General features: G+C 66.7%; 14 protein-coding genes and 2 rRNA genes (1 of these 16 cut by a window edge). 1 reads left to right on the plus strand and 15 read right to left on the minus strand.

Annotation, left to right across the window (positions count from 1 at the left end; all coding sequences use genetic code 11):
• Positions 1-87: 87 nt before the first annotated feature.
• The 12 genes from LQ771_RS12865 to LQ771_RS12920 form a co-directional block, all read right to left on the minus strand.
• On the minus strand, positions 88-2325 hold the full coding sequence (locus tag LQ771_RS12865) for a carboxy terminal-processing peptidase (protein ID WP_231349807.1): 2238 nt from the start codon (positions 2323-2325) through the stop codon (positions 88-90).
• Positions 2326-2332: 7 nt separating this feature from the next.
• Positions 2333-3325: a lipoyl synthase gene (gene lipA / locus LQ771_RS12870; RefSeq protein WP_231349808.1), complete on the minus strand. Its 993-nt coding sequence runs from the start codon at positions 3323-3325 to the stop codon at positions 2333-2335.
• A 10-nt stretch (positions 3326-3335) separates the two neighbouring features.
• The gene (gene lipB, locus LQ771_RS12875; protein ID WP_255674171.1) at positions 3336-4013 is read right to left on the minus strand and encodes a lipoyl(octanoyl) transferase LipB; all 678 of its coding nucleotides are present in this window, start codon (positions 4011-4013) and stop codon (positions 3336-3338) included.
• A 203-nt stretch (positions 4014-4216) separates the two neighbouring features.
• Complete coding sequence (locus tag LQ771_RS12880; RefSeq protein ID WP_231349809.1) at positions 4217-4507, minus strand: YbeD family protein; 291 nt, start codon at positions 4505-4507, stop codon at positions 4217-4219.
• On the minus strand, positions 4507-5763 hold the full coding sequence (locus tag LQ771_RS12885) for a D-alanyl-D-alanine carboxypeptidase family protein (RefSeq protein WP_231349810.1): 1257 nt from the start codon (positions 5761-5763) through the stop codon (positions 4507-4509). The genes LQ771_RS12880 and LQ771_RS12885 overlap by 1 nt, the downstream gene beginning before the upstream one ends.
• Before the next feature lie 74 nt (positions 5764-5837).
• Positions 5838-6749: a septal ring lytic transglycosylase RlpA family protein gene (locus tag LQ771_RS12890; RefSeq protein WP_231349811.1), complete on the minus strand. Its 912-nt coding sequence runs from the start codon at positions 6747-6749 to the stop codon at positions 5838-5840.
• A complete protein-coding gene (mltB, locus tag LQ771_RS12895) occupies positions 6746-7750 on the minus strand; it encodes a lytic murein transglycosylase B (RefSeq protein ID WP_231349812.1) in 1005 nt (334 codons plus the stop codon). The genes LQ771_RS12890 and mltB overlap by 4 nt, the downstream gene beginning before the upstream one ends.
• Positions 7751-7841: 91 nt before the next feature.
• Positions 7842-8957, minus strand: coding sequence for a rod shape-determining protein RodA (gene rodA / locus LQ771_RS12900; RefSeq protein ID WP_231349813.1), 1116 nt, complete (start codon positions 8955-8957; stop codon positions 7842-7844).
• A complete protein-coding gene (gene mrdA, locus LQ771_RS12905; RefSeq protein ID WP_231349814.1) occupies positions 8954-10894 on the minus strand; it encodes a penicillin-binding protein 2 in 1941 nt (646 codons plus the stop codon). Before mrdA ends, rodA begins: the two co-directional genes overlap by 4 nt.
• 1 nt (position 10895) lies before the next feature.
• A complete protein-coding gene (gene mreD, locus LQ771_RS12910) occupies positions 10896-11381 on the minus strand; it encodes a rod shape-determining protein MreD (RefSeq protein WP_231349815.1) in 486 nt (161 codons plus the stop codon).
• Positions 11378-12319, minus strand: a complete 942-nt coding sequence (mreC, locus tag LQ771_RS12915) for a rod shape-determining protein MreC (protein ID WP_231349816.1) — start codon at positions 12317-12319, stop codon at positions 11378-11380. The genes mreD and mreC overlap by 4 nt, the downstream gene beginning before the upstream one ends.
• Before the next feature lie 208 nt (positions 12320-12527).
• Positions 12528-13574: a rod shape-determining protein gene (locus tag LQ771_RS12920; protein WP_209615758.1), complete on the minus strand. Its 1047-nt coding sequence runs from the start codon at positions 13572-13574 to the stop codon at positions 12528-12530.
• A gap of 241 nt (positions 13575-13815) precedes the next feature.
• On the opposite strand from LQ771_RS12920, the gene LQ771_RS12925 reads away from it, so the two are divergent.
• Positions 13816-14748 (plus strand): carbohydrate kinase family protein, encoded by a 933-nt coding sequence (locus LQ771_RS12925; RefSeq protein WP_231349817.1) that lies wholly within the window; start codon positions 13816-13818, stop codon positions 14746-14748.
• On the opposite strand, the gene LQ771_RS12930 is transcribed toward LQ771_RS12925, so the two are convergent.
• From LQ771_RS12930 to LQ771_RS12940, 3 genes are all read right to left on the minus strand, one after another.
• Positions 14693-15430: a YoaK family protein gene (locus tag LQ771_RS12930; RefSeq protein ID WP_231349818.1), complete on the minus strand. Its 738-nt coding sequence runs from the start codon at positions 15428-15430 to the stop codon at positions 14693-14695. The two genes, LQ771_RS12925 and LQ771_RS12930, sit on opposite strands and share 56 nt — an antisense overlap.
• Positions 15431-16145: 715 nt before the next feature.
• Positions 16146-16259, minus strand: a 5S ribosomal RNA gene (gene rrf / locus LQ771_RS12935).
• Positions 16260-16445: 186 nt separating this feature from the next.
• Positions 16446-18301: ribosomal RNA gene (locus LQ771_RS12940) — 23S ribosomal RNA — on the minus strand; it runs 1022 nt beyond the window's last position.

Raw genomic sequence — 18301 nt, forward strand, 5'->3', positions numbered from 1 at the left:
GGGTTCGGGCGGAGCGGCCGGTGCCAACCCCGCGGATCGATTCCCGTGAACAAGAAAAAGCCCGGCCAGGCCGGGCTTTTTCGTTACTCAGTGCGGCTGCGTGGCCGGTTTCTCCGGCGGCAACACCGCTGCGGTGGAGAACTTGCCGCCGTAGGGGAGGACCTCGGCCGCCAGCTTGGGATCGTTCCTGATCATCCCGATCGCGTCGAACAGGATGTGCGCCGTTTCCTGCAGCTGCGGATCCTTCGCGTTCTTGGCTTCCTTCTCCTGCTTGAGCTCGGCCTTGAGGCTGCGTTCGTTCGCGTTGAGGCCGTCGTCCAGCGGAGTTTCCTCATCCGCCAGGCTGCCGTCGGTGCCGTCGATCGCCTTGTGGCGGGCGCGGAAGTCGGCCTGGATCGCATCCTGGCGCTTGCGCTCGGCCTGGCGTTCGGCAAGGTTGAGCGACACCGTGGTCTGGTCGCGCATCTTCCTGTACTGCGCCAGCTCGTCGAGCATCAGCTGCCAGGCGGGCGACTTGGCCACGCGCGCGTAATGCTTGCCTTTCAGCTGCGGCAGGTAGGCGGTCAGGTCGGCGACCTGGCTGTAGGGCGCCTTCTGGATCTGCGTCCACGGCAGCGCATTGTCATAGGTCGACTCGCCGAAGTCCTTCTCGTCGCCGTTCTTCGGGAACAGGATGTCCGGCGTGACGCCCTTCAACTGGGTCGAGCCGCCGTTGATGCGGAAGAACTCGGCGATCGTCATCTTGAGCTCGCCGAACTGCGGCTTCTCGCCGGCGCCCTGGGCGAAGCGGTCGAGGTCCACCAGGTTCTGCACGGTGCCCTTGCCGAAGGTCGGTTCGCCGATGATCAGCCCGCGGCCGTAATCCTGGATCGCAGCGGAGAAGATTTCCGAGGCGGACGCGGAGCCACGGTTGACCAGCACCGCCATCGGGCCGCTCCAGGCCAGGCCGGCCTCGTCGTCGCCCTGCACCTCGACCTGGCCGCGCGCGTCACGCACCTGCACCACGGGCCCCTGGTCGATGAACAGGCCGGTCAGCTCGTTGGCCTCGGCCAGCGAACCGCCGCCGTTGTTGCGCAGGTCGATCACCACGCCCTGCACGCCGGCGGCCTTGAGCTCGCCGAGCAGCTTGGCAACGTCGCGGGTGGCGCTCTTGTAATCCTTGTCGCCCTCGCGGCGCGCGCCGAAGTCGGAATAGAACGTGGGCAGGTCGATCACGCCGATCTTGCGGGTGGCGTTTCCGTCCTTGACCTCGATGATCTTCTTCTTGGCGGCCTGCTCCTCGATGCTGACCTTCTTGCGCACCAGCGTGACCAGCTCGTGCTTGCCGTCCAGGCCGGCGTCGGCCGGCAGGATCTCCAGCCGCACGGTGGTGTCCTTCTTGCCGCGGATCTTGTCGACCACGTCGTCCAGCCGCCAGCCGATCACGTCGACCATCGGGCCCTCGGTGCCCTGCCCGATCGCCACGATGCGGTCGCCCACCTGCACCTTGCCGGACTTGTCGGCCGGGCCACCGGGGACGACCTCGCGGATCTGCGTGTACTCGTCGCGCGCCTGCAGCACCGCGCCGATGCCCTCCAGCGAGAGCTTCATGGCGATGTCGAAGTTTTCCGCGGCGCGCGGACCGAGGTAGTCGGTGTGCGGATCAGTGGTTTCGGCGTAGGCGTTCATGAAGGTCTGGAACGCGTCCTCGCCGTCGAGCTGCTTCACGCGGTCGATGTAGCCGGCGTAGCGCTTGTCCAGCGTCTTGCGGATGTCCGCGTCGCTCTTGCCGGCGAGCTTCAGGCGCAGCCAGTCGTTCTTGGTGCGCTTGCGCCACAGGTCGTCCAGCGCGTGCTGGTCGATCGGCCAGGCGGCGTGCTCGCGGTCGTAGGTGTAGCTTTCTTCCCTGGTCAGGTCGAAGCCCTGCTTGAGCAGGCCGCGCGCATAGTTCATGCGGTCGATGGCGCGGCGCACGTACAGGTTGAACACGCTGAACGGGCCGGACAGGTCCTTGTTCCAGATGGCGTCGTCGAGCTTGGTCTTCAGCGGCTCGAAGCGGGCCATGTCGGCCTGGGTGAAGAACACCTTCTCGCCGTCGAGCATGTCGAAGTAGGCCTTGTAGATCTTGGCCGACATGACGTCGTCGAGCGGCTTGGCGTCGTAATGGAAGCGCGTCAGGAAGCGCGCGGACAGCTGCGCGGCGTCGGCCTGGGTGGGCGTGGCCTTCAGCGGCAGCGTGGAAGCCTTGTGGGCCTCCTCGCCCTGCGCGGCGGGCGCCTGCGCTTGGGCATGGGCGGCCGGCAGGACCAGGGCGAGCAGCAGGACGAGCGTGGGGCGCAGGGTCATGGGGATCTCAGGCGACTTCGGTGACGCCGGCTGCATGGGCCTGCAGGTCGGCATGGTAGGAGGAACGCACCAGCGGGCCGGACGCGACGTGGTGGAAACCCATCGCCTCGCCGGCCTCGCGCAGCGCGTCGAACTCGTCGGGGGTCCAGTAGCGCACGACCGGGTGGTGGTGCGGCGTGGGCTGCAGATACTGGCCGATGGTGATCATTTCCACGTCATGGGCACGTAGATCGCGCAGCGTCTCGACCACCTGGTCGAACGTCTCGCCCAGGCCCAGCATGATGCCGGACTTGGTCGGGATCTCGGGGTGCTGCGCCTTGAAGCGCTTGAGCAGGTCCAGCGACCACTGGTAGTCGGCGCCCGGACGCACTTCGCGGTACAGGTGCGGGACGGTTTCGAGGTTGTGGTTGAAGACGTCCGGCGGGAAGGCCTGGAGCACCTCGAGCGCCCGTTCCATGCGCCCCTTGCCGCGGAAGTCGGGGGTGAGGATCTCGATCCTGATGTCCGGGCTGGCGTGCCGCACGGCACGGATGCAGCTGGCGAAGTGTTCGGCGCCGCCGTCGCGCAGGTCGTCGCGGTCGACCGAGGTGATCACCACGTACTTCAGGCGCATGTCGGCGATCGTCTGCGCCAGGCGCGCCGGCTCCAGCGGATCGGGCGGTTGCGGGCGCCCGTGGGCGACGTCGCAGAACGAGCAGCGCCGCGTGCATACCTCGCCCAGGATCATGAAGGTGGCGGTGCCGCGGGAGAAGCACTCGTGGATGTTCGGGCAGGAGGCCTCCTCGCACACCGTCACCAGGGCGTTCTCGCGCAGGCGCGCCTTCAGTTCCTGCACCGCATTGCCCTGCGGCAGCCGCACGCGGATCCACGAGGGCTTGCGCAGGGTCGGCACGCTGGTGTCGAACGCGGCACGGTTGCGGGCAATCTTGTCGTTGCCCAGCTGTTTTTCGGGGGCATCGACGACGCTGATCGGGATCACCCTGGAGGAAATTTCGCTCATCTGCGACTGCCTAGACCGCGGCGCGCGCGGGGAGTTCGGGGAGGACGGGAGCGGCCGGCACCGCGTGGAAGCCGAACTGGCGGCAGAATTGCTCCACCAGCACGTCCTCGACTTGCGCCAACTGCGACGGGCCGCCCAAGTCTAGCACTTGCGTGACAGCCAAACCCTTGTAGCCACAGGGGTTGATGCGGCCGAAGGGCTCCAGGTCCATGGCCACGTTGAAGGCCAGTCCGTGGAAGCTGCAGCCCCGGCGCACGCGCAGGCCCAGGGCGGCCACCTTGGCGCCGGCCACGTAGACGCCCGGGGCGCCTTCCATCCGCGCGGCGTCGATCGACCAGTGCGCGAGCGTATCGATCAGCGCCTGCTCGATGCGATGGACCAGCTCGCGCACGCCCACGCCGGTGCGGCGCAGGTCGACCAGCGGGTAGCCGACGATCTGGCCCGGCCCGTGGTAGGTCACCTGGCCGCCGCGGTCGACCGGGATCAGCGGGATGTCGCCGGGCGCCAGCACGTGCTCCATCTTGCCGGCCTGGCCCAGGGTGAACACCGGGTCGTGCTCGAGCAGCCACAGCTCGTCGGGGGTGTCCGGGCCGCGCGCGTCGGTGAAGGCGCTCATCGCCTTCCAGGTGCGCTCGTAGGGCTGGCGGCCGAGGCGGCGGATGAGGAGCGGGCGGGAGTGGGGGGGCATGGGGCGCTACCGGGGAAATGGTGAGCAGATGAGGCGCGCGGGTAAGGATTGCAAGCGGCCCCGCCTTGAAGCCCTCTCCCCTCCGGGGAGAGGGTTTGGGTGAGGGGCGGGGCTCGCGGGGGAGGTGGCCGGGGAGGCCGGAGCGAAAGGCCTCCCCCTCTCCCCGCCCCTCTCCCCCGGCTGCGCCGGGGGAGAGGGGGCTTTCAGAGCGTGTAGCGGATCGCCGGATCGGCCCGCAGCGCCGCGTGCGCGCCGTCGTACTGCTCGCGGTTGTCGCAACGGAAACTCACCGTCACCGAGACGAACTTGCCCTCGCGCGAGGCGCGGTGGCTGACCGTCTCGTGCAGTACGTGCAGACCCTCGCCCTCGAGAATCCGCGGCACCCGCCTGGGCAGGTCCGCGCTGGCGTCGCCGAGCGCGGTGATCTCGAACTCACCGGGAAACCGGAAGCCCTTGCCTTCCTTCTTCGCCTGGCTGAAGTCGATCTCGTGCATCACTTGGCGTCCGCGGCAGGGGCCGTGGCTTGAGCGTCGTCCTTCTTGTCGCCGTGGAACCACAGCAGGATGGAATCCCACAGGCGCTTGAAGAAGCCGCCCTGCGGGGCGTCGTTCAGGGCCACCAGCGGCATCGACTGCAGCGGCTTGCCGTCCAGCGTGACGCGCAGGGTGCCCACCTGCTGGCCCTTCTTGAACGGGGCGACCAGCGTGGCGGGGATGTCCATGGTGGCCTTGAGCTTGTCGTACTGGCCGCGCTTGACGGTCACGTCCAGCGGCTGGGCGATGCCGATCGGCAGCTTGTCGGCCTCGCCCTTCCACAGCTTCGGCGTGGCCAGCGGCTTGCCGGCGTCGTACAGCTTGTGGGTCTCGTAGAACCGGAAGCCGTAGTTGAGCAGGGCCATCGCCGAATCGGCACGCGCCTTCTCGGAGCTGGCGCCCATCACGATGGCGATCATGCGCGAGTCGCCCTGCTTGGCCGAGGCGGCCAGGCAGTAGCCGGCCGCGGCGGTATGGCCGGTCTTGATGCCGTCCACGCTGGGATCGCGCCACAGCAAGGTGTTGCGGTTGCCCTGCTTGATGCCGTTCCACTCGAACTGCTTGATCGCGGAGATCGCGTAGTCCTCCGGGAAATCATGGATCAGCGCACGGGAGAGGATCGCGATGTCGCGCGCGGTGGTGTAGTGGTTCTCGATCGGGTAGCCGGAGGCGTTCTCGAAGTGCGAACCGGTCATGCCCAGCTGCTTGGCGTAGGCGTTCATTAGGTTCGCAAAAGCGCCCTCGGAGCCGGCGGTGTGCTCGGCCAGCGCGATCGCCGCGTCGTTGCCGGACTGGATGATCATGCCGTACAGCAAGTCCTTCAGCGGGACCTGGCTGTTGAGCTTGAGGAAGCTGGTCGAGCCGTCGGTGCCCGCGCCGCCACCGCGCCAGGCGTGCTCGCTGATGGTGACCGGATCGGTCATCTTGATCTTGCCGTTGGCGAGCTCCGCCGAGACCACGTAGTCGGTCATGATCTTGGTGATCGAGGCCGGCTCGACGCGTTCGTCCGGGTTCTTGCTGGCCAGGATCTGCCCGGTCGCGTAATCCATCAGCACCCAGGCCTTGCCGTCCACGTCCGGCGGCGGCGGCACCGGCGCCTCCGGCACGGTCGGGCGCGGCACCGGCGAAGGCTTCGGCGGCGTCTGCTGCGCGAACGCGGCGCCAACGACCAGCGCGGCGGCGGCAAAGGTGGTCAGGGTACGGCGGAAAAAGCTCATCGTCGGTATCGATCCTGTGTAAGGGTTGTGGCCGTGGCTGGCACCCCGCGCGCCAGCGCCGGAAAATCCATCGCTCAGTCTACCGCGACCCGTGGTCGGGGAAGGCCGAGCCGTTCGATCTGGTCGGTCACGCGGTCGGCCTGGTCGACGTCGTCCAGCGGACCCACCCGCACGCGGCGAATGTCACGCCCGTCGACCTCCACGTCGGTCACCTGTACCGGCGCCAGCCTGGCCGAACGGAGCCGGGTGGCCACGCGGTCGGCGTTGGCCAGATCCGCGAACGCGCCCACCTGCAGCCAGATCGCCGCGTGGGCGCTACCCGGTGGGACCGCCGGCTGGCTCGTCAGTTCCACGGGCGCCGCATCGTCGTCCGGATGGGCCGGGTCGATCGCGCGCACCTCGACCAGCCCGGTGCCCTTGGGCCAGACGCCGATCTTCACGGCGGCGGCATAGGACAGGTCGATCAGCCGGTTCTCGTGGAACGGGCCGCGATCGTTGATGCGCACGATCACGCTCTTGCCGTTCTGGAGATTGGTCACGCGCGCATAGCTCGGCAGCGGCAGCGTCTTGTGCGCCGCGCTGAACGCATACATGTCGTAGTTCTCCAGGCTGGAGGTCTTGTAGCCGTGGAACTTGGCGCCGTAGAACGAGGCGATGCCGCGCTCGTCGTAGCCGCGCGCGCTGGGCAGCACCCGGTAGGTCTTGCCGAGCACGGTGTAGGGCGACTTGTTGCCGTACAGCGAGCGCGGCTCGACCTTCGGCACCGGCTCGGGAATCGTGCTGACGTCGATCGGGGGCGGGACGCTGTCGCTGCTGTCGCGGTAACGGCTCGACTGCGGCCGGCTGATGTCGTCGCGGACGCCGCCCTGGCCGCCTTCGGCGTGCGGCCCCACGGCCTTGCCGCCGTGCGAGGGACGCGGACGCGAGCCACCGCAACCGGCCAGCGCCAGGGTGAGTATCACCAGGACGCCCGCGCGCCAGTTCATGGCACGGCGTCCGCCGAGCGCACGCCGGCGGCGATGCCCTGTGCCAACTGGTGCACCGCCAGGGCGTAAAGCGGGCTCTTGTTGTAGCGGGTGATCACGTAGAAGTTCTGGAAGGTGAACCAGTACTCCGGTCCGTTGCCGCCCTCGAGCACCTGCAGGCTGGTCGGCCGGCCCGGATCAAGCGCCTCGACGGGGGCATAGCCCCAGGCTTCCAGCTGCTCCAGCGGCCAGCGCGGCTTCGCGTCGGGCACCTCCAGCGGACGCGGCGCCGTATCCGGCTGCGCCCGCGCCGCCACCGGGCCGCCACGCTCCCAGCCGTGGCCGACGAAGTAGTTGGCGACGCTGGCCAGGATGTCCGGCAGCGAGCCGAGCATGTCGATGTGGCCGTCGTGGTCGCCGTCCACGCCGAAGTCGCGGATGCTCGAGGGCATGAACTGGCCCCAGCCCTGCGCACCGGCATAGGAGCCGGTGAGCGTGTCCAGCGGGCCGGCCAGGTGGTCGGCCGGAAGCTCCAGCAGCACCTTGAGCTGCTCGCGGAAGAACTCCGCGCGCGGCGGGTAATACAGACCCAGCGTCACCAGCGCGTCGAGCACCTTGTACTTGCCGGTGTTGCGACCGTAGAAGGTTTCCACGCCGAGGATGGCGACCAGGTATTCGGGCGCCACGCCATATTTGTCGGCAATGCGCTCGATCAGTTCTCTATGCTCGCGATAGAACGCCACGCCTTCATCGATCCGCTTGGGCGTGATGAAGATCGGCCGGTAATCCTTCCACGGCTTGGCTTCGGCCGGGCGGTTCATCGCGTCGATGATGGATTGCTGCATTTGGGCGCCGCTCAGCAACGCGTTCAACCGGGCCGGATCCTTGCCGGTGTCGCGGGCCACCTCGCGCACCAGTTCGGCCTGGCCGGGGTGGACGGTCTTCTGGGCATGCACCGGCGCGATGGCCAGCAGGAGGGCAGCGAGCACGCCGGGCAGGCGGCACGAGCGGAAAAGGGACATGGGGAACACCGCGCGGATCGACATCGCACCCAAGCCTAACACGCGTGCACGGGCGATCCGGGGCGCATCCGGCGCGACAGGCTGGCGCCGCTCAGTCATGCATCTTGCGGTTGGCGTGGATCGACATCAGCACGCCGAATCCGCTCAGCAGGCTGACTGCCGAGGTGCCGCCGTAGCTCACGAACGGCAGCGGCACGCCGACCACCGGCAGCATGCCGGCGATCATGCCGCCGTTGACGAACACGTAGACGAAGAAGCTCATCCCGATCGCGCCGGCAAGCAGGCGCGAATAGGTATCGCGCGCCTCCATCGCGATCCACAGGCAGCGTCCGATGATGAAGGCGTACAGCGCCAGCAGCGCCACCACGCCGACCAGGCCGAACTCCTCGGAGAACACCGCGAAGATGAAGTCGGTAGTGTGCTCGGGCAGGAAGTCCAGCCGCGACTGCGTGCCGTGCATCCAGCCCTTGCCGAAGATGCCGCCGGAACCCACCGCGATCTGCGACTGGATGATGTGCCAGCCGTTGCCCAGCGGATCGGCCTCGGGATTGAGCAGGGTCAGCACGCGGTCGCGCTGGTACTGGTGCATGAAATGCCAGCCGATCGGCACCATCGCCGCGGCGATGCCGGCCAGCAGCCCGATCCGCCACCACGCCACGCCAGCCAGGAACAACGCGAAGGCGCCGGCACCGGTGACCAGCAACGCCGTGCCCAGGTCCGGCTGCTCGGCGATCAGGCCGGCGGGGATGGCGATCAGGATTCCCACCACCGCCATGTCCTTCCAGCTCGGCGGCAACTGGCGCGGGTGCAGGTACCAGGCGACCATCATCGGCATGGTCAGCTTGAGCAGCTCGGAGGGCTGGAAGCGCATGAAGCCGAGGTCCAGCCACCGGTAGGCGCCGCGACCCTCGCCCAGGATCGCCACCAGCACCAGCAGCGCGGTGCTGCCGGCATAGAGCCAGGGCGTCCAGCTGCGCAACACCGTCGGCGCGATGCGCGAGATCAGCAGCAGCAGCGCGGCGCCGAGCACGAAGCGCGCCGCCTGGCCACCGACCAGGCCCAGGTCGCCGCCACCGGCGCTGTACAGGGTGACCAGCCCTACCATGGCCAGCAGGAACAGCCCCGTGGCCAGCGGCAGGTCGATCCGCGGCCGGGTCATGATCCGGCGCAGGAAGCGGCGCATGCGTGCGTAAACCGTACCGATCATGGCGCGCCTCCACCGTCGGCCGGCACCGGCAGGTCTTCGGGCGTGTCCGGCACGGTGGGCGCCGGTGCGGGCGGTTGCGCGCTGGCCGGTGCGTCACCCTGGGTGGCCAGCCACGACTCCATCACCGTGCGCACGATCGGGCCCGCCGCTTCGGCGCCCCAGGCGCCCGCCTCGAGCAGGGCAACCACCGAGATTCTGGGATCGTCTGCCGGCGCGAACGCCTCGAACCAGGCGCGATGGCGGGCGGCCAGGTAGGCGGTGTTCTTGTTGGTGTCGTAGGCCGAGGTGGTACGGGAGAAGCGCTCGGCGGTGCCGCTCTTGCCGGCGACCACCAGCGGAAAGCCGATGAACTGCTTTTTTCCGGTGCCGCTCGCCACCACCGCCTCCATGCCCCGCTTGATCACGTCCAGATGCGCCGGATCGCTGACCAGCGACGGCCCGGTCGGCGGATTGGGAATCGGCACCTTGGGCGCATCGACACCGTTCTGGGTGGCCATCACCAGCCTTGGCGCGCGCGGGATGCCCTTGCCGGCCAGGATCGACACCGCGTGCGCCAGCTGCAACGGGGTCACCGCCCAGTACCCCTGGCCGATGCCCGCGATGATGGTTTCGCCCGGGTACCAGGGCTGGCGCGAATGTTCCATCTTCCAGTCGCGCGAGGGCAGGATGCCGTCCGCCTCGCCGTCCAGGTCGATGCCCGTCTCCCTGCCGAAGCCGAAGCGGCCCATCCAGTCGCTCAGGCGGTCGATCCCCAGGTCCAGCGCAAGCTTGTAGAAGTAGGTATTGGTCGACTTCTCGATCGCCGTGACCATGTCGACCACGCCATCGCCGCCGCGCTTGTCGTCGCGATAGCAGCGCGATGCGCCCGGCAGGCAGAACTCGCCGGTGGACAGCACCGTGTCCTCCGGCCTGCGGATGCCGTAGGCCAGGCCGCCCAGTGCCAGGAACGGCTTGACCGTGGAGCCGGGCGGGTATACGCCGCGCAGCGCACGGTTGTAGAGCGGCTTGTCCGGGGCCGTGGTCAGCGCCTTGTAATCGGCGCTGCTGATGCCATTGACGAACAGGTTGGGATCGAAACTGGGCACGCTCACCATCGCCAGCACCTGGCCGTTGCGCGGGTCGATCGCCACTGCCGAACCGGCGCGGCCGTCGAACGCGGCCATCGCCGCTTTCTGGATGCGCACGTCGATGGACAGGTACAGGTTCTTGCCCGGGACCGGCGCATGGGTTTCAAGCACGCGCTGGGTGCGCCCGTCGGCATTGACCTCGACCAGTTCGTAGCCGGGCGTGCCGTGCAGCAGGTCCTCGTAGGAACGCTCGATACCACTGCGGCCGACGTGACTGGTTCCCTGGTAGCGATCCGGGTCCAGGCGCTTGAGGTCGTCCGCATCGATGCGGCCGACGTAGCCGATCACGTGCGCGAACAACTCGCCGTACGGGTAGTGGCGGGTCAGGTAGGGCACCACGTCCACGCCCGGGAAACGCCAGCGGTTGATCGCGAAGCGGGCGATGTCGTCCTCGGACAGGTGCATCTTCAACGGCACGCTTTCGAAGCGGCGACTCTGTTTCAGGCGCTTGCGGAAATCGGCGATATCGTCCTCGTCCAGCGGCACCACGTCGCCGATCTGCCGGAGCATCGCGTCCATGTCCGGCACCTGCTCGGGCACCGCTTCCAGCCGGAAGGCCGGCACGTTGTCGGCCAGCAGCACGCCGTTGCGGTCGTAGATCAGGCCACGTGCCGGCGGGATGACCTTGGGTTTGACGCGGTTGTTCTCCGAGCGCGTCACGAACTCGTCGTGGCGCATGACCTGCAGGTAGAAGAAGCGTCCGGACAAGGCGAGCAGGCCAAGCACGATGAAGGTGAAGCCGACCAGCGAACGGCGCTGGAACAGCGCCGCCTCGCCGCGGGGATCCTTCAGTGCACGCCGTCTCTTCATCTCATTGCAGGCGCAGGCGCATGCGCAGGTCGTCCAGAAACAGGAACACGAACGGCCACAGCACGGCACCGACGAATGGCGAGATCCACCAGCTGGCCGGCGGCAGCGCATCGCCGGCGAACACGCGCACGATGGTCAGCAGGATGCGGTCGTTGAGCAGCAGGGCGAGCACTGCCAGCGTCTGCTGCCACATCGGGAAGAAGCGCAACCGCGAACGGAAACGCAGCGCGATGAACACCAGCGCGGTCAGGCGCAGCGCCTGTTCGCCCAACAGCACGCCATCGAGCAGGTCCGCCGCCAGGCCCATCGCGAAGGCGAGGCCGAGCGTCACCCGCTCGCCCGATTCCAGCGACCAGTACAGCAGGACCAGTGCCGGCCAGTAGGGCTTGAACGGCTCGAGCGCGTCCGGAAGCGGCACCAGCATCGCCAGCAGCGCGATCGCCAGCGTGCCGATGAACCACCAGAGAGCCAGGCGCTGGCGGTTCATGGCCGCCCCCCGGCCGGCGGCGCGGACCCGGTGCTGTCAACGGCTCCCGCAGGCGCGAGGTCGGCCGGAGGCCCCATCGGCGGCACCGGCTCGGGCGGCCCGACCGGCTCGGCCTGGTCATGCAGCAGCAGCACGTCCTCGCTGCGGCTGATGTCGGCGCTGGGTTGCGCCTGTGCTTCCAGGAACATGCCGGTGGCGGCGGGTGCCACGTGGATGACCTCGCCGACCGGGAAGCCGGGCGGGAAGCGACCGCCCAGGCCGGAGGTCAGCAACCGGTCGCCCTCGCGCACGTCGGCCGCCATCGGGATGGTCGGCAGCACCAGCCGGTCGCCTTCGCGCGAACCGTAGGCAATGGTGCGAAGCCCGGTGCGCTCGACGGTCACCGGCAAGGCGTTGTTCGGATCGGTGATCAGCATCACTACCGACGTGGTCGGCAGGGTTTCGATGACCTGTCCCATCACGCCGTGCGCGTCGATGACCGGCTGACCCTGCGTGACGCCGTCGCGGGCGCCGACATTGAGCAGCAGGCGATGGCGGTACGCGCCCAGGTCGACGCCGACCACGCGGGCCAGCTGCACGTTGAGTTCCAGGCTGCGCTGGGTGTCGAGCAGTTCCTTCAGATGCTGATTCTGCTGCGCCACCGCGGCCATGCGATTGAGCTTGGCGTTGGCCAGCAGCAGATCCTCGCGCAGGCGCTGGTTCTGATCGGTCAGCCGCTGGCGGTCGGCGAAGGCCACCGACAGCGTGCGCATGCCCTCCACCGGCAGCCCGGCGAGGCGGTACAGCGGCTCGACCGCCACGGCGGCGCCATAGCGGATGCGCCACATCCAGCCGTTGCGATGGTCGAGCACCATCAGCACCATCGCCAGCGCGAGGTAGCCGATCAGCCGCAGGGTGCCGGTCGAGCCGGCGAACAGGGGCGAGGATTCCTGGCCCATCAAGAGAACCCGAAAAGGAAGGAGCGACGCAGACGGTCGCCACCAAGCGTGGCAGAAGGCACCGGCGCGGCACAACAAACAGGCCGCGCTCCATGCTGGAGAAGGTTGGGGATGAAAGGCCGCACCGGCCTCAGCCCCCTGTCGACCACATGCCTCGCCTCACCCCTGCGCGAGCGCGGCCGCCGCGGCGCGGCGACCGTGCCATGCCTCACTCCGGCGCGAAGAAATCGCTGCCGTGCTGGTCGATCAATTCCAGCGCCTTGCCGCCGCCGCGCGCCACGCACGTGAGCGGGTCGTCGGCCACCTGAACGTGCAGGCCGGTCTCCTCGGAGATCAGTCGATCCAGGTCACGCAGCAGGGCGCCGCCACCGGTCAGCACGATGCCGCGCTCGGCCACGTCCGAGCACAGCTCCGGAGGGGTCTGTTCCAGCGCGGACTTGACCGCCGCCACGATGCCCGACAGCGGCTCGTGCAGCGCCTCCAGGACTTCGTTGGAGTTGATCGTGAACATCCGCGGCACGCCCTCGGCGAGGTTGCGGCCGGAGATCTCGATTTCCTTGACCTCGCTCTGCGGGAACGCACAGCCGATCTCGATCTTGATGCGTTCGGCGGTGGATTCGCCGATCAGCGTGCCATGGTTGCGGCGCACGTAGTTGATGATCGCCTCGTCGAAGCGGTCACCACCCACGCGCACGGACTGCGAGTAGACGATGCCGTTGAGCGAGATCACCGCCACTTCGGAAGTGCCGCCGCCGATGTCCAGCACCATCGCGCCGCGCGCCTCATGCACCGGAATGCCGGCGCCGATCGCGGCGGCCATGGGCTCCTCGATCAGGAACACGTCGCGGGCGCCGGCACCCTCTGCCGACTCCTTGATGGCGCGGCGCTCGACCTGGGTCGAGCCGCACGGCACGCACACCAGCACGCGCGGGCTGGGACGCAGCATGCGCGACTTGTGAACCTGCTTGATGAAGTGCTGCAACATCGCTTCGGTCATGGTGAAGTCGGCGATGACGCCGTCCTTCATCGGGCGCACCGTGGCGATGTTGCCCGGCGTGCGGCCGAGCATGCGCTTGGCGTCGCCACCCACCGCGGCCACCGCGCGCGGACCGCCCGGGCCGCGATCCTGGCGGATCGCCACCACCGACGGCTCGTTCAGGATGATGCCCTGCCCGCGCACGTAGATCAGCGTGTTGGCGGTGCCGAGGTCGATGGAGATGTCGTTGGAAAAGATGCCGCGAAACTTCTTGAACATGTGGCCTGGCGCGCCGTCAGGAGAGAGAAAAGTAATCGTGCAAGTCTAGTGAGCACCCCCTACCCACGCAAGCTCAAAGAAGTTAAGAAAGCCTTGTAGAACGCGATGATGCGCGCATTTCCTGAGCTCGGCGGCCGCTTTGACCGGCAAGCGACTGTCGCCTTGGGCGAAGGGTCGCGTTACGATTGCAGGGTTTGCCGGGCGATTACCGTCCGCGCCGCTCACCGGGGTTCGATCCAACATGTCAGCCGTCATCTGCGGTTCCCTGGCCTACGACACCATCATGGTGTTCTCGGACCAGTTCAAGAACCACATCCTGCCGGACAAGGTCCACATTCTTAACGTGTCCTTCCTCGTGCCGCAGATGCGTCGCGAGTTCGGCGGCTGCGCGGGCAACATTGCCTACAACCTGAAGCTCCTGGGCGGCGATCCGCTGCCGATGGCCACGGTCGGGCAGGACTTCGGCCCGTATCGCGAACACATGATTCGCTGCGGCATCCGCCTGGACGGCGTGCGCGTGTTCGAAGACCAGTTCACCCCGCAGTGCTTCATTACCACCGACCTGGACAACAACCAGATCACCGCCTTCCACCCGGGCGCGATGTCCAGTTCGCACCACAACCACGTGGGTGACGTGTCCGACGCCGACTTCGGCATCGTGGCGCCGGACGGTCGCGAGGCCATGCTGCAGCACACCGAAGACTTCGCGGCGCGCGGCGTGCCTTTCATCTTCGATCCGGGCCAGGCGATGCCGTTGTTCAACGGCGACGAGTTCCGTTCGATGATCGGCAAGGCCAACTACGTCATCGTCAACGACTACGAGTCGCAACTGCTGCAGCAGCGAACCGGCTGGAGCGCCGAGGAGATCGCCAGCCGCACGCAGGCCTACATCGTCACGCTGGGCCCGCGTGGTTCGCTGATCCACACCGACGGGAAGGTGATCGAGATCCCCGCCGCCCGCGAGCGGCAGGTCGTCGATCCCACCGGTTGCGGCGATGCGTACCGAGCGGGCCTGATCTTCGGCATCATGCGCGGCTACGACTGGAACACGATCGGTCGGATGGCGTCGCTGATGGGTGCGCTCAAGGTCGAACACCCGGGCACGCAGAACCAGCGCTTCACCTATGACGAGTTCGCCGAGGCGTTCCGCGAGCAGTTCGACTACGCTCTTTGACCTCATCGGCGCGCCGCATTCGCCGCGCGCCGCCGGCCACGACGCCCAGCAACACCAGCCACGGCAGCGCGACCGCGCAGGGCATCCATCGCTGCTGCAACCAGGCGGTAACCACCGCAGCCAGGCCGTAGGCAGCGTACACCGAGGACTGGACGCGAACGAGCGGCAGTCCTTTCGGCGGCGTCCGCTCGACCAGGCCGGCGATCCACTCGGTCAGCGTGCCGGTGATGAATGTGGTCCACACGCCGGAAAGGTGCACCTGGCGCACGGCGGCGCTTTGCATGCCCATCACCGCGCCAAGCAGCACGATCAGGCCATGCACGTATGACGGCTGGTGCGGGGCGTTGCCAGACCAGGCGAATGCCAGCACGGCCACGCCAAGCAGCGCGGCCTCCAGTAACAGGACATGATTGACCCGCATGCTCCAGCCGGTCGCCTGCCTGCGCAGGAGGCCGGTCCCGCATGCCACGCCGATGACGAAGCCGAGTACCGCCAAGGTCGAGCGCAACGCCCGCGCCATGTTCGCCGAACCCAGCGCCATCGCCAGCAACACGGTGTTGCCGGTCATGTTCGCGGTGAACACGTGCCCGAGCGACAGGTAGCTGACCGCATCCAGGCTCCCGCCCACCCAGGCCAGGGCCGGCAACGACCACTCCAGCCAGCGTGCGTCCGCGTGCTCCATCGTCCCTCCTTCAGGAGGAAGTTAGCGGTATCGGAGTGACGGACACGGCTGCGCCGCCGGACGCCGCGGAGGCAGAGGTCCAGCTGGCGCCGGGGGGGGCCGGCCCTGCCCGTACCGTTTGGCCACTAGTAAGACGCACGCCGTGTGCAGGATCGCGCTCGTCCGTGCCTTTGCGGTGCTCCATCGCCGCCATGCGATCACACCCGGTTGCGCCTCTAAAGAGGACGAGTGCGCCTGAGGCCTGCGACCGTGCGGGGAGTACGCGTCTGCACGAGGCCAACTGACTGTCCGGCATCGAGACCCTGGAGTACCAGCGTGCCGCTGGCCCGCTGGCGAACGGTGCGAGCCCAGCGCGGCTCCCTGTGGGAAACGGAGCGCTCACGCCACGTCCGGCCGGGATGCTGCCGGAGCGCACCCCGTTCGCGACTCGATACCAGTGCGCCAGGATGCGGGGAGACCGAACCCAGCGTGCCGAGGGGGCGGGTGATCACGCAGGTGGTTGACTCCTGCGCCTCAAACACCGGCAGTCGCGTGCTGCTAAGCCCCTGCAGTGCATGGCGTCGTCCGGAAAAACGGGGCCACGCCGGAGCGGGTGGAGGCGACGGGTGTGAGGGTCGCGCCCGAGGGGCTCCTGCGGAGGCGAGGGCGCCGCGTGGTGCGCGCGGGCACAAAGAAAAAGCCCCCACCGGGATCGGTGAGGGTTTTTGGATAAAGCCCCTGGCGGTGACCTACTCTTGCATGGACAAGCCACACTACCATCGGCGCGGCTGCGTTTCACTTCCGAGTTCGGGATGGGATCGGGTGGGACCACAGCGCTATGGCCGCCAGGGAAGGGGTTGAAGCAGCGCTTGTCGAGCGCCTGGCTTCAAAAGGGGTAAACGAGTGACAAGCGATTTGGATCTAGTCGAACCCGGATGCGTCATCGAAGCGGGTCCTGGCTCTTTTGAAGAGTCCGGCCATGGATGGCCGGGTTCGTCGCAGAGGGACCTGCATACGCGAAGCGTCTTGGGGTTATATGGTCAAGCCGCACGGCGCATTAGTACGCGTAAGCTCAATGCATTGCTGCACTTCCACATCGCGCCTATCAACCACCTGGTCTTGATGGTGCCTTAAGGAGAGTCAAGCTCTCGGGAGATCTCATCTTGGGGCGTGCTTCCCGCTTAGATGCTTTCAGCGGTTATCACTTCCGTTCATAGCTACCGGGCAATGCCTCTGGCGAGACAACCCGAACACCAGCGGAACGTCCACTCCGGTCCTCTCGTACTAGGAGCAGCCCCCCTCAAATCTCCAACGCCCACGACAGATAGGGACCGAACTGTCTCACGACGTTCTGAACCCAGCTCGCGTACCACTTTAAATGGCGAACAGCCATACCCTTGGGACCGGCTACAGCCCCAGGATGTGATGAGCCGACATCGAGGTGCCAAACACCGCCGTCGATATGAACTCTTGGGCGGTATCAGCCTGTTATCCCCGGAGTACCTTTTATCCGTTGAGCGATGGCCCTTCCATACAGAACCACCGGATCACTAAGACCTACTTTCGTACCTGCTTGATCCGTCGATCTTGCAGTCAAGCACGCTTATGCCTTTGCACACAGTGCGCGATGTCCGACCGCGCTGAGCGTACCTTCGTGCTCCTCCGTTACGCTTTGGGAGGAGACCGCCCCAGTCAAACTACCCACCATACACGGTCCCTGACCCGGATTACGGGCCTAGGTTAGAACGTCAAGCACTTCAGGGTGGTATTTCAAGGATGGCTCCACGCAAACTGGCGTCTGCGCTTCAAAGCCTCCCACCTATCCTACACAGAAGAACTCAACGTTCAGTGTAAAGCTATAGTAAAGGTTCACGGGGTCTTTCCGTCTTGCCGCGGGAACGCTGCATCTTCACAGCGATTTCAATTTCACTGAGTCTCGGGTGGAGACAGCGCCGCTGTCGTTACGCCATTCGTGCAGGTCGGAACTTACCCGACAAGGAATTTCGCTACCTTAGGACCGTTATAGTTACGGCCGCCGTTTACTGGGGCTTCGATCAAGAGCTTCGCCTTGCGGCTGACCCCATCAATTAACCTTCCAGCACCGGGCAGGCGTCACACCCTATACGTCCACTTTCGTGTTTGCAGAGTGCTGTGTTTTTGATAAACAGTCGCAGCGGCCAGGTTACTGCGACCCATCAGAGCTCAGCTACGCATGTAGCCACCCCGATGGGCGCACCTTCTCCCGAAGTTACGGTGCCATTTTGCCTAGTTCCTTCACCCGAGTTCTCTCAAGCGCCTTGGGATTCTCACCCTGCCTACCAGTGTCGGTTTGCGGTACGGTTTTTCTTAAGCTGAAGCTTAGTGGCTTTTCCTGGAAGCGTGGTCTCAGTCACTTCGCCCAATAGGGCTCGTCTCGGTGCTCGGCGTATGTGATCCCGGATTTGCCTAAGATCACCGCCTACCGCCTTTCCCCGGGACAACCAACGCCCGGTAGACCTAACCTTCTCCGTCCCCACATCGCACTTAAGAAAAGTGCAGGAATATTAACCTGCTTCCCATCGACTACGCATTTCTGCCTCGCCTTAGGGGCCGACTCACCCTGCGCCGATGAACGTTGCGCGAGGAAACCTTGGGCTTTCGGCGTGCGGGCTTTTCACCCGCATTATCGTTACTCATGTCAGCATTCGCACTTCCGATACCTCCAGCAGACCTCTCGATCCACCTTCACAGGCTTACGGAACGCTCCTCTACCGCGCACATTGCTGTGCACCCCGAGCTTCGGTGTAGTGCTTAGCCCCGTTAAATCTTCCGCGCAGACCGACTCGACCAGTGAGCTATTACGCTTTCTTTAAAGGGTGGCTGCTTCTAAGCCAACCTCCTGGCTGTCTATGC

It is taken from the genome of Frateuria soli, from assembly GCF_021117385.1.
Taxonomy (GTDB): domain Bacteria; phylum Pseudomonadota; class Gammaproteobacteria; order Xanthomonadales; family Rhodanobacteraceae; genus Frateuria_A; species Frateuria_A soli.

Bases quoted from the DNA above. Each gene is read 5' to 3' on its own strand.
- LQ771_RS12865 (WP_231349807.1), bottom strand. From the start codon at position 2,325: ATGACCCTGCGCCCCACGCTCGTCCTGCTGCTCGCCCTGGTCCTGCCG.
- lipA (WP_231349808.1), bottom strand. From the start codon at position 3,325: ATGAGCGAAATTTCCTCCAGGGTGATCCCGATCAGCGTCGTCGATGCC.
- lipB (WP_255674171.1), bottom strand. From the start codon at position 4,013: ATGCCCCCCCACTCCCGCCCGCTCCTCATCCGCCGCCTCGGCCGCCAG.
- LQ771_RS12880 (WP_231349809.1), bottom strand. From the start codon at position 4,507: ATGCACGAGATCGACTTCAGCCAGGCGAAGAAGGAAGGCAAGGGCTTC.
- LQ771_RS12885 (WP_231349810.1), bottom strand. From the start codon at position 5,763: ATGAGCTTTTTCCGCCGTACCCTGACCACCTTTGCCGCCGCCGCGCTG.
- LQ771_RS12890 (WP_231349811.1), bottom strand. From the start codon at position 6,749: ATGAACTGGCGCGCGGGCGTCCTGGTGATACTCACCCTGGCGCTGGCC.
- mltB (WP_231349812.1), bottom strand. From the start codon at position 7,750: ATGTCCCTTTTCCGCTCGTGCCGCCTGCCCGGCGTGCTCGCTGCCCTC.
- rodA (WP_231349813.1), bottom strand. From the start codon at position 8,957: ATGATCGGTACGGTTTACGCACGCATGCGCCGCTTCCTGCGCCGGATC.
- mrdA (WP_231349814.1), bottom strand. From the start codon at position 10,894: ATGAAGAGACGGCGTGCACTGAAGGATCCCCGCGGCGAGGCGGCGCTG.
- mreD (WP_231349815.1), bottom strand. From the start codon at position 11,381: ATGAACCGCCAGCGCCTGGCTCTCTGGTGGTTCATCGGCACGCTGGCG.
- mreC (WP_231349816.1), bottom strand. From the start codon at position 12,319: ATGGGCCAGGAATCCTCGCCCCTGTTCGCCGGCTCGACCGGCACCCTG.
- LQ771_RS12920 (WP_209615758.1), bottom strand. From the start codon at position 13,574: ATGTTCAAGAAGTTTCGCGGCATCTTTTCCAACGACATCTCCATCGAC.
- LQ771_RS12925 (WP_231349817.1), top strand. From the start codon at position 13,816: ATGTCAGCCGTCATCTGCGGTTCCCTGGCCTACGACACCATCATGGTG.
- LQ771_RS12930 (WP_231349818.1), bottom strand. From the start codon at position 15,430: ATGGAGCACGCGGACGCACGCTGGCTGGAGTGGTCGTTGCCGGCCCTG.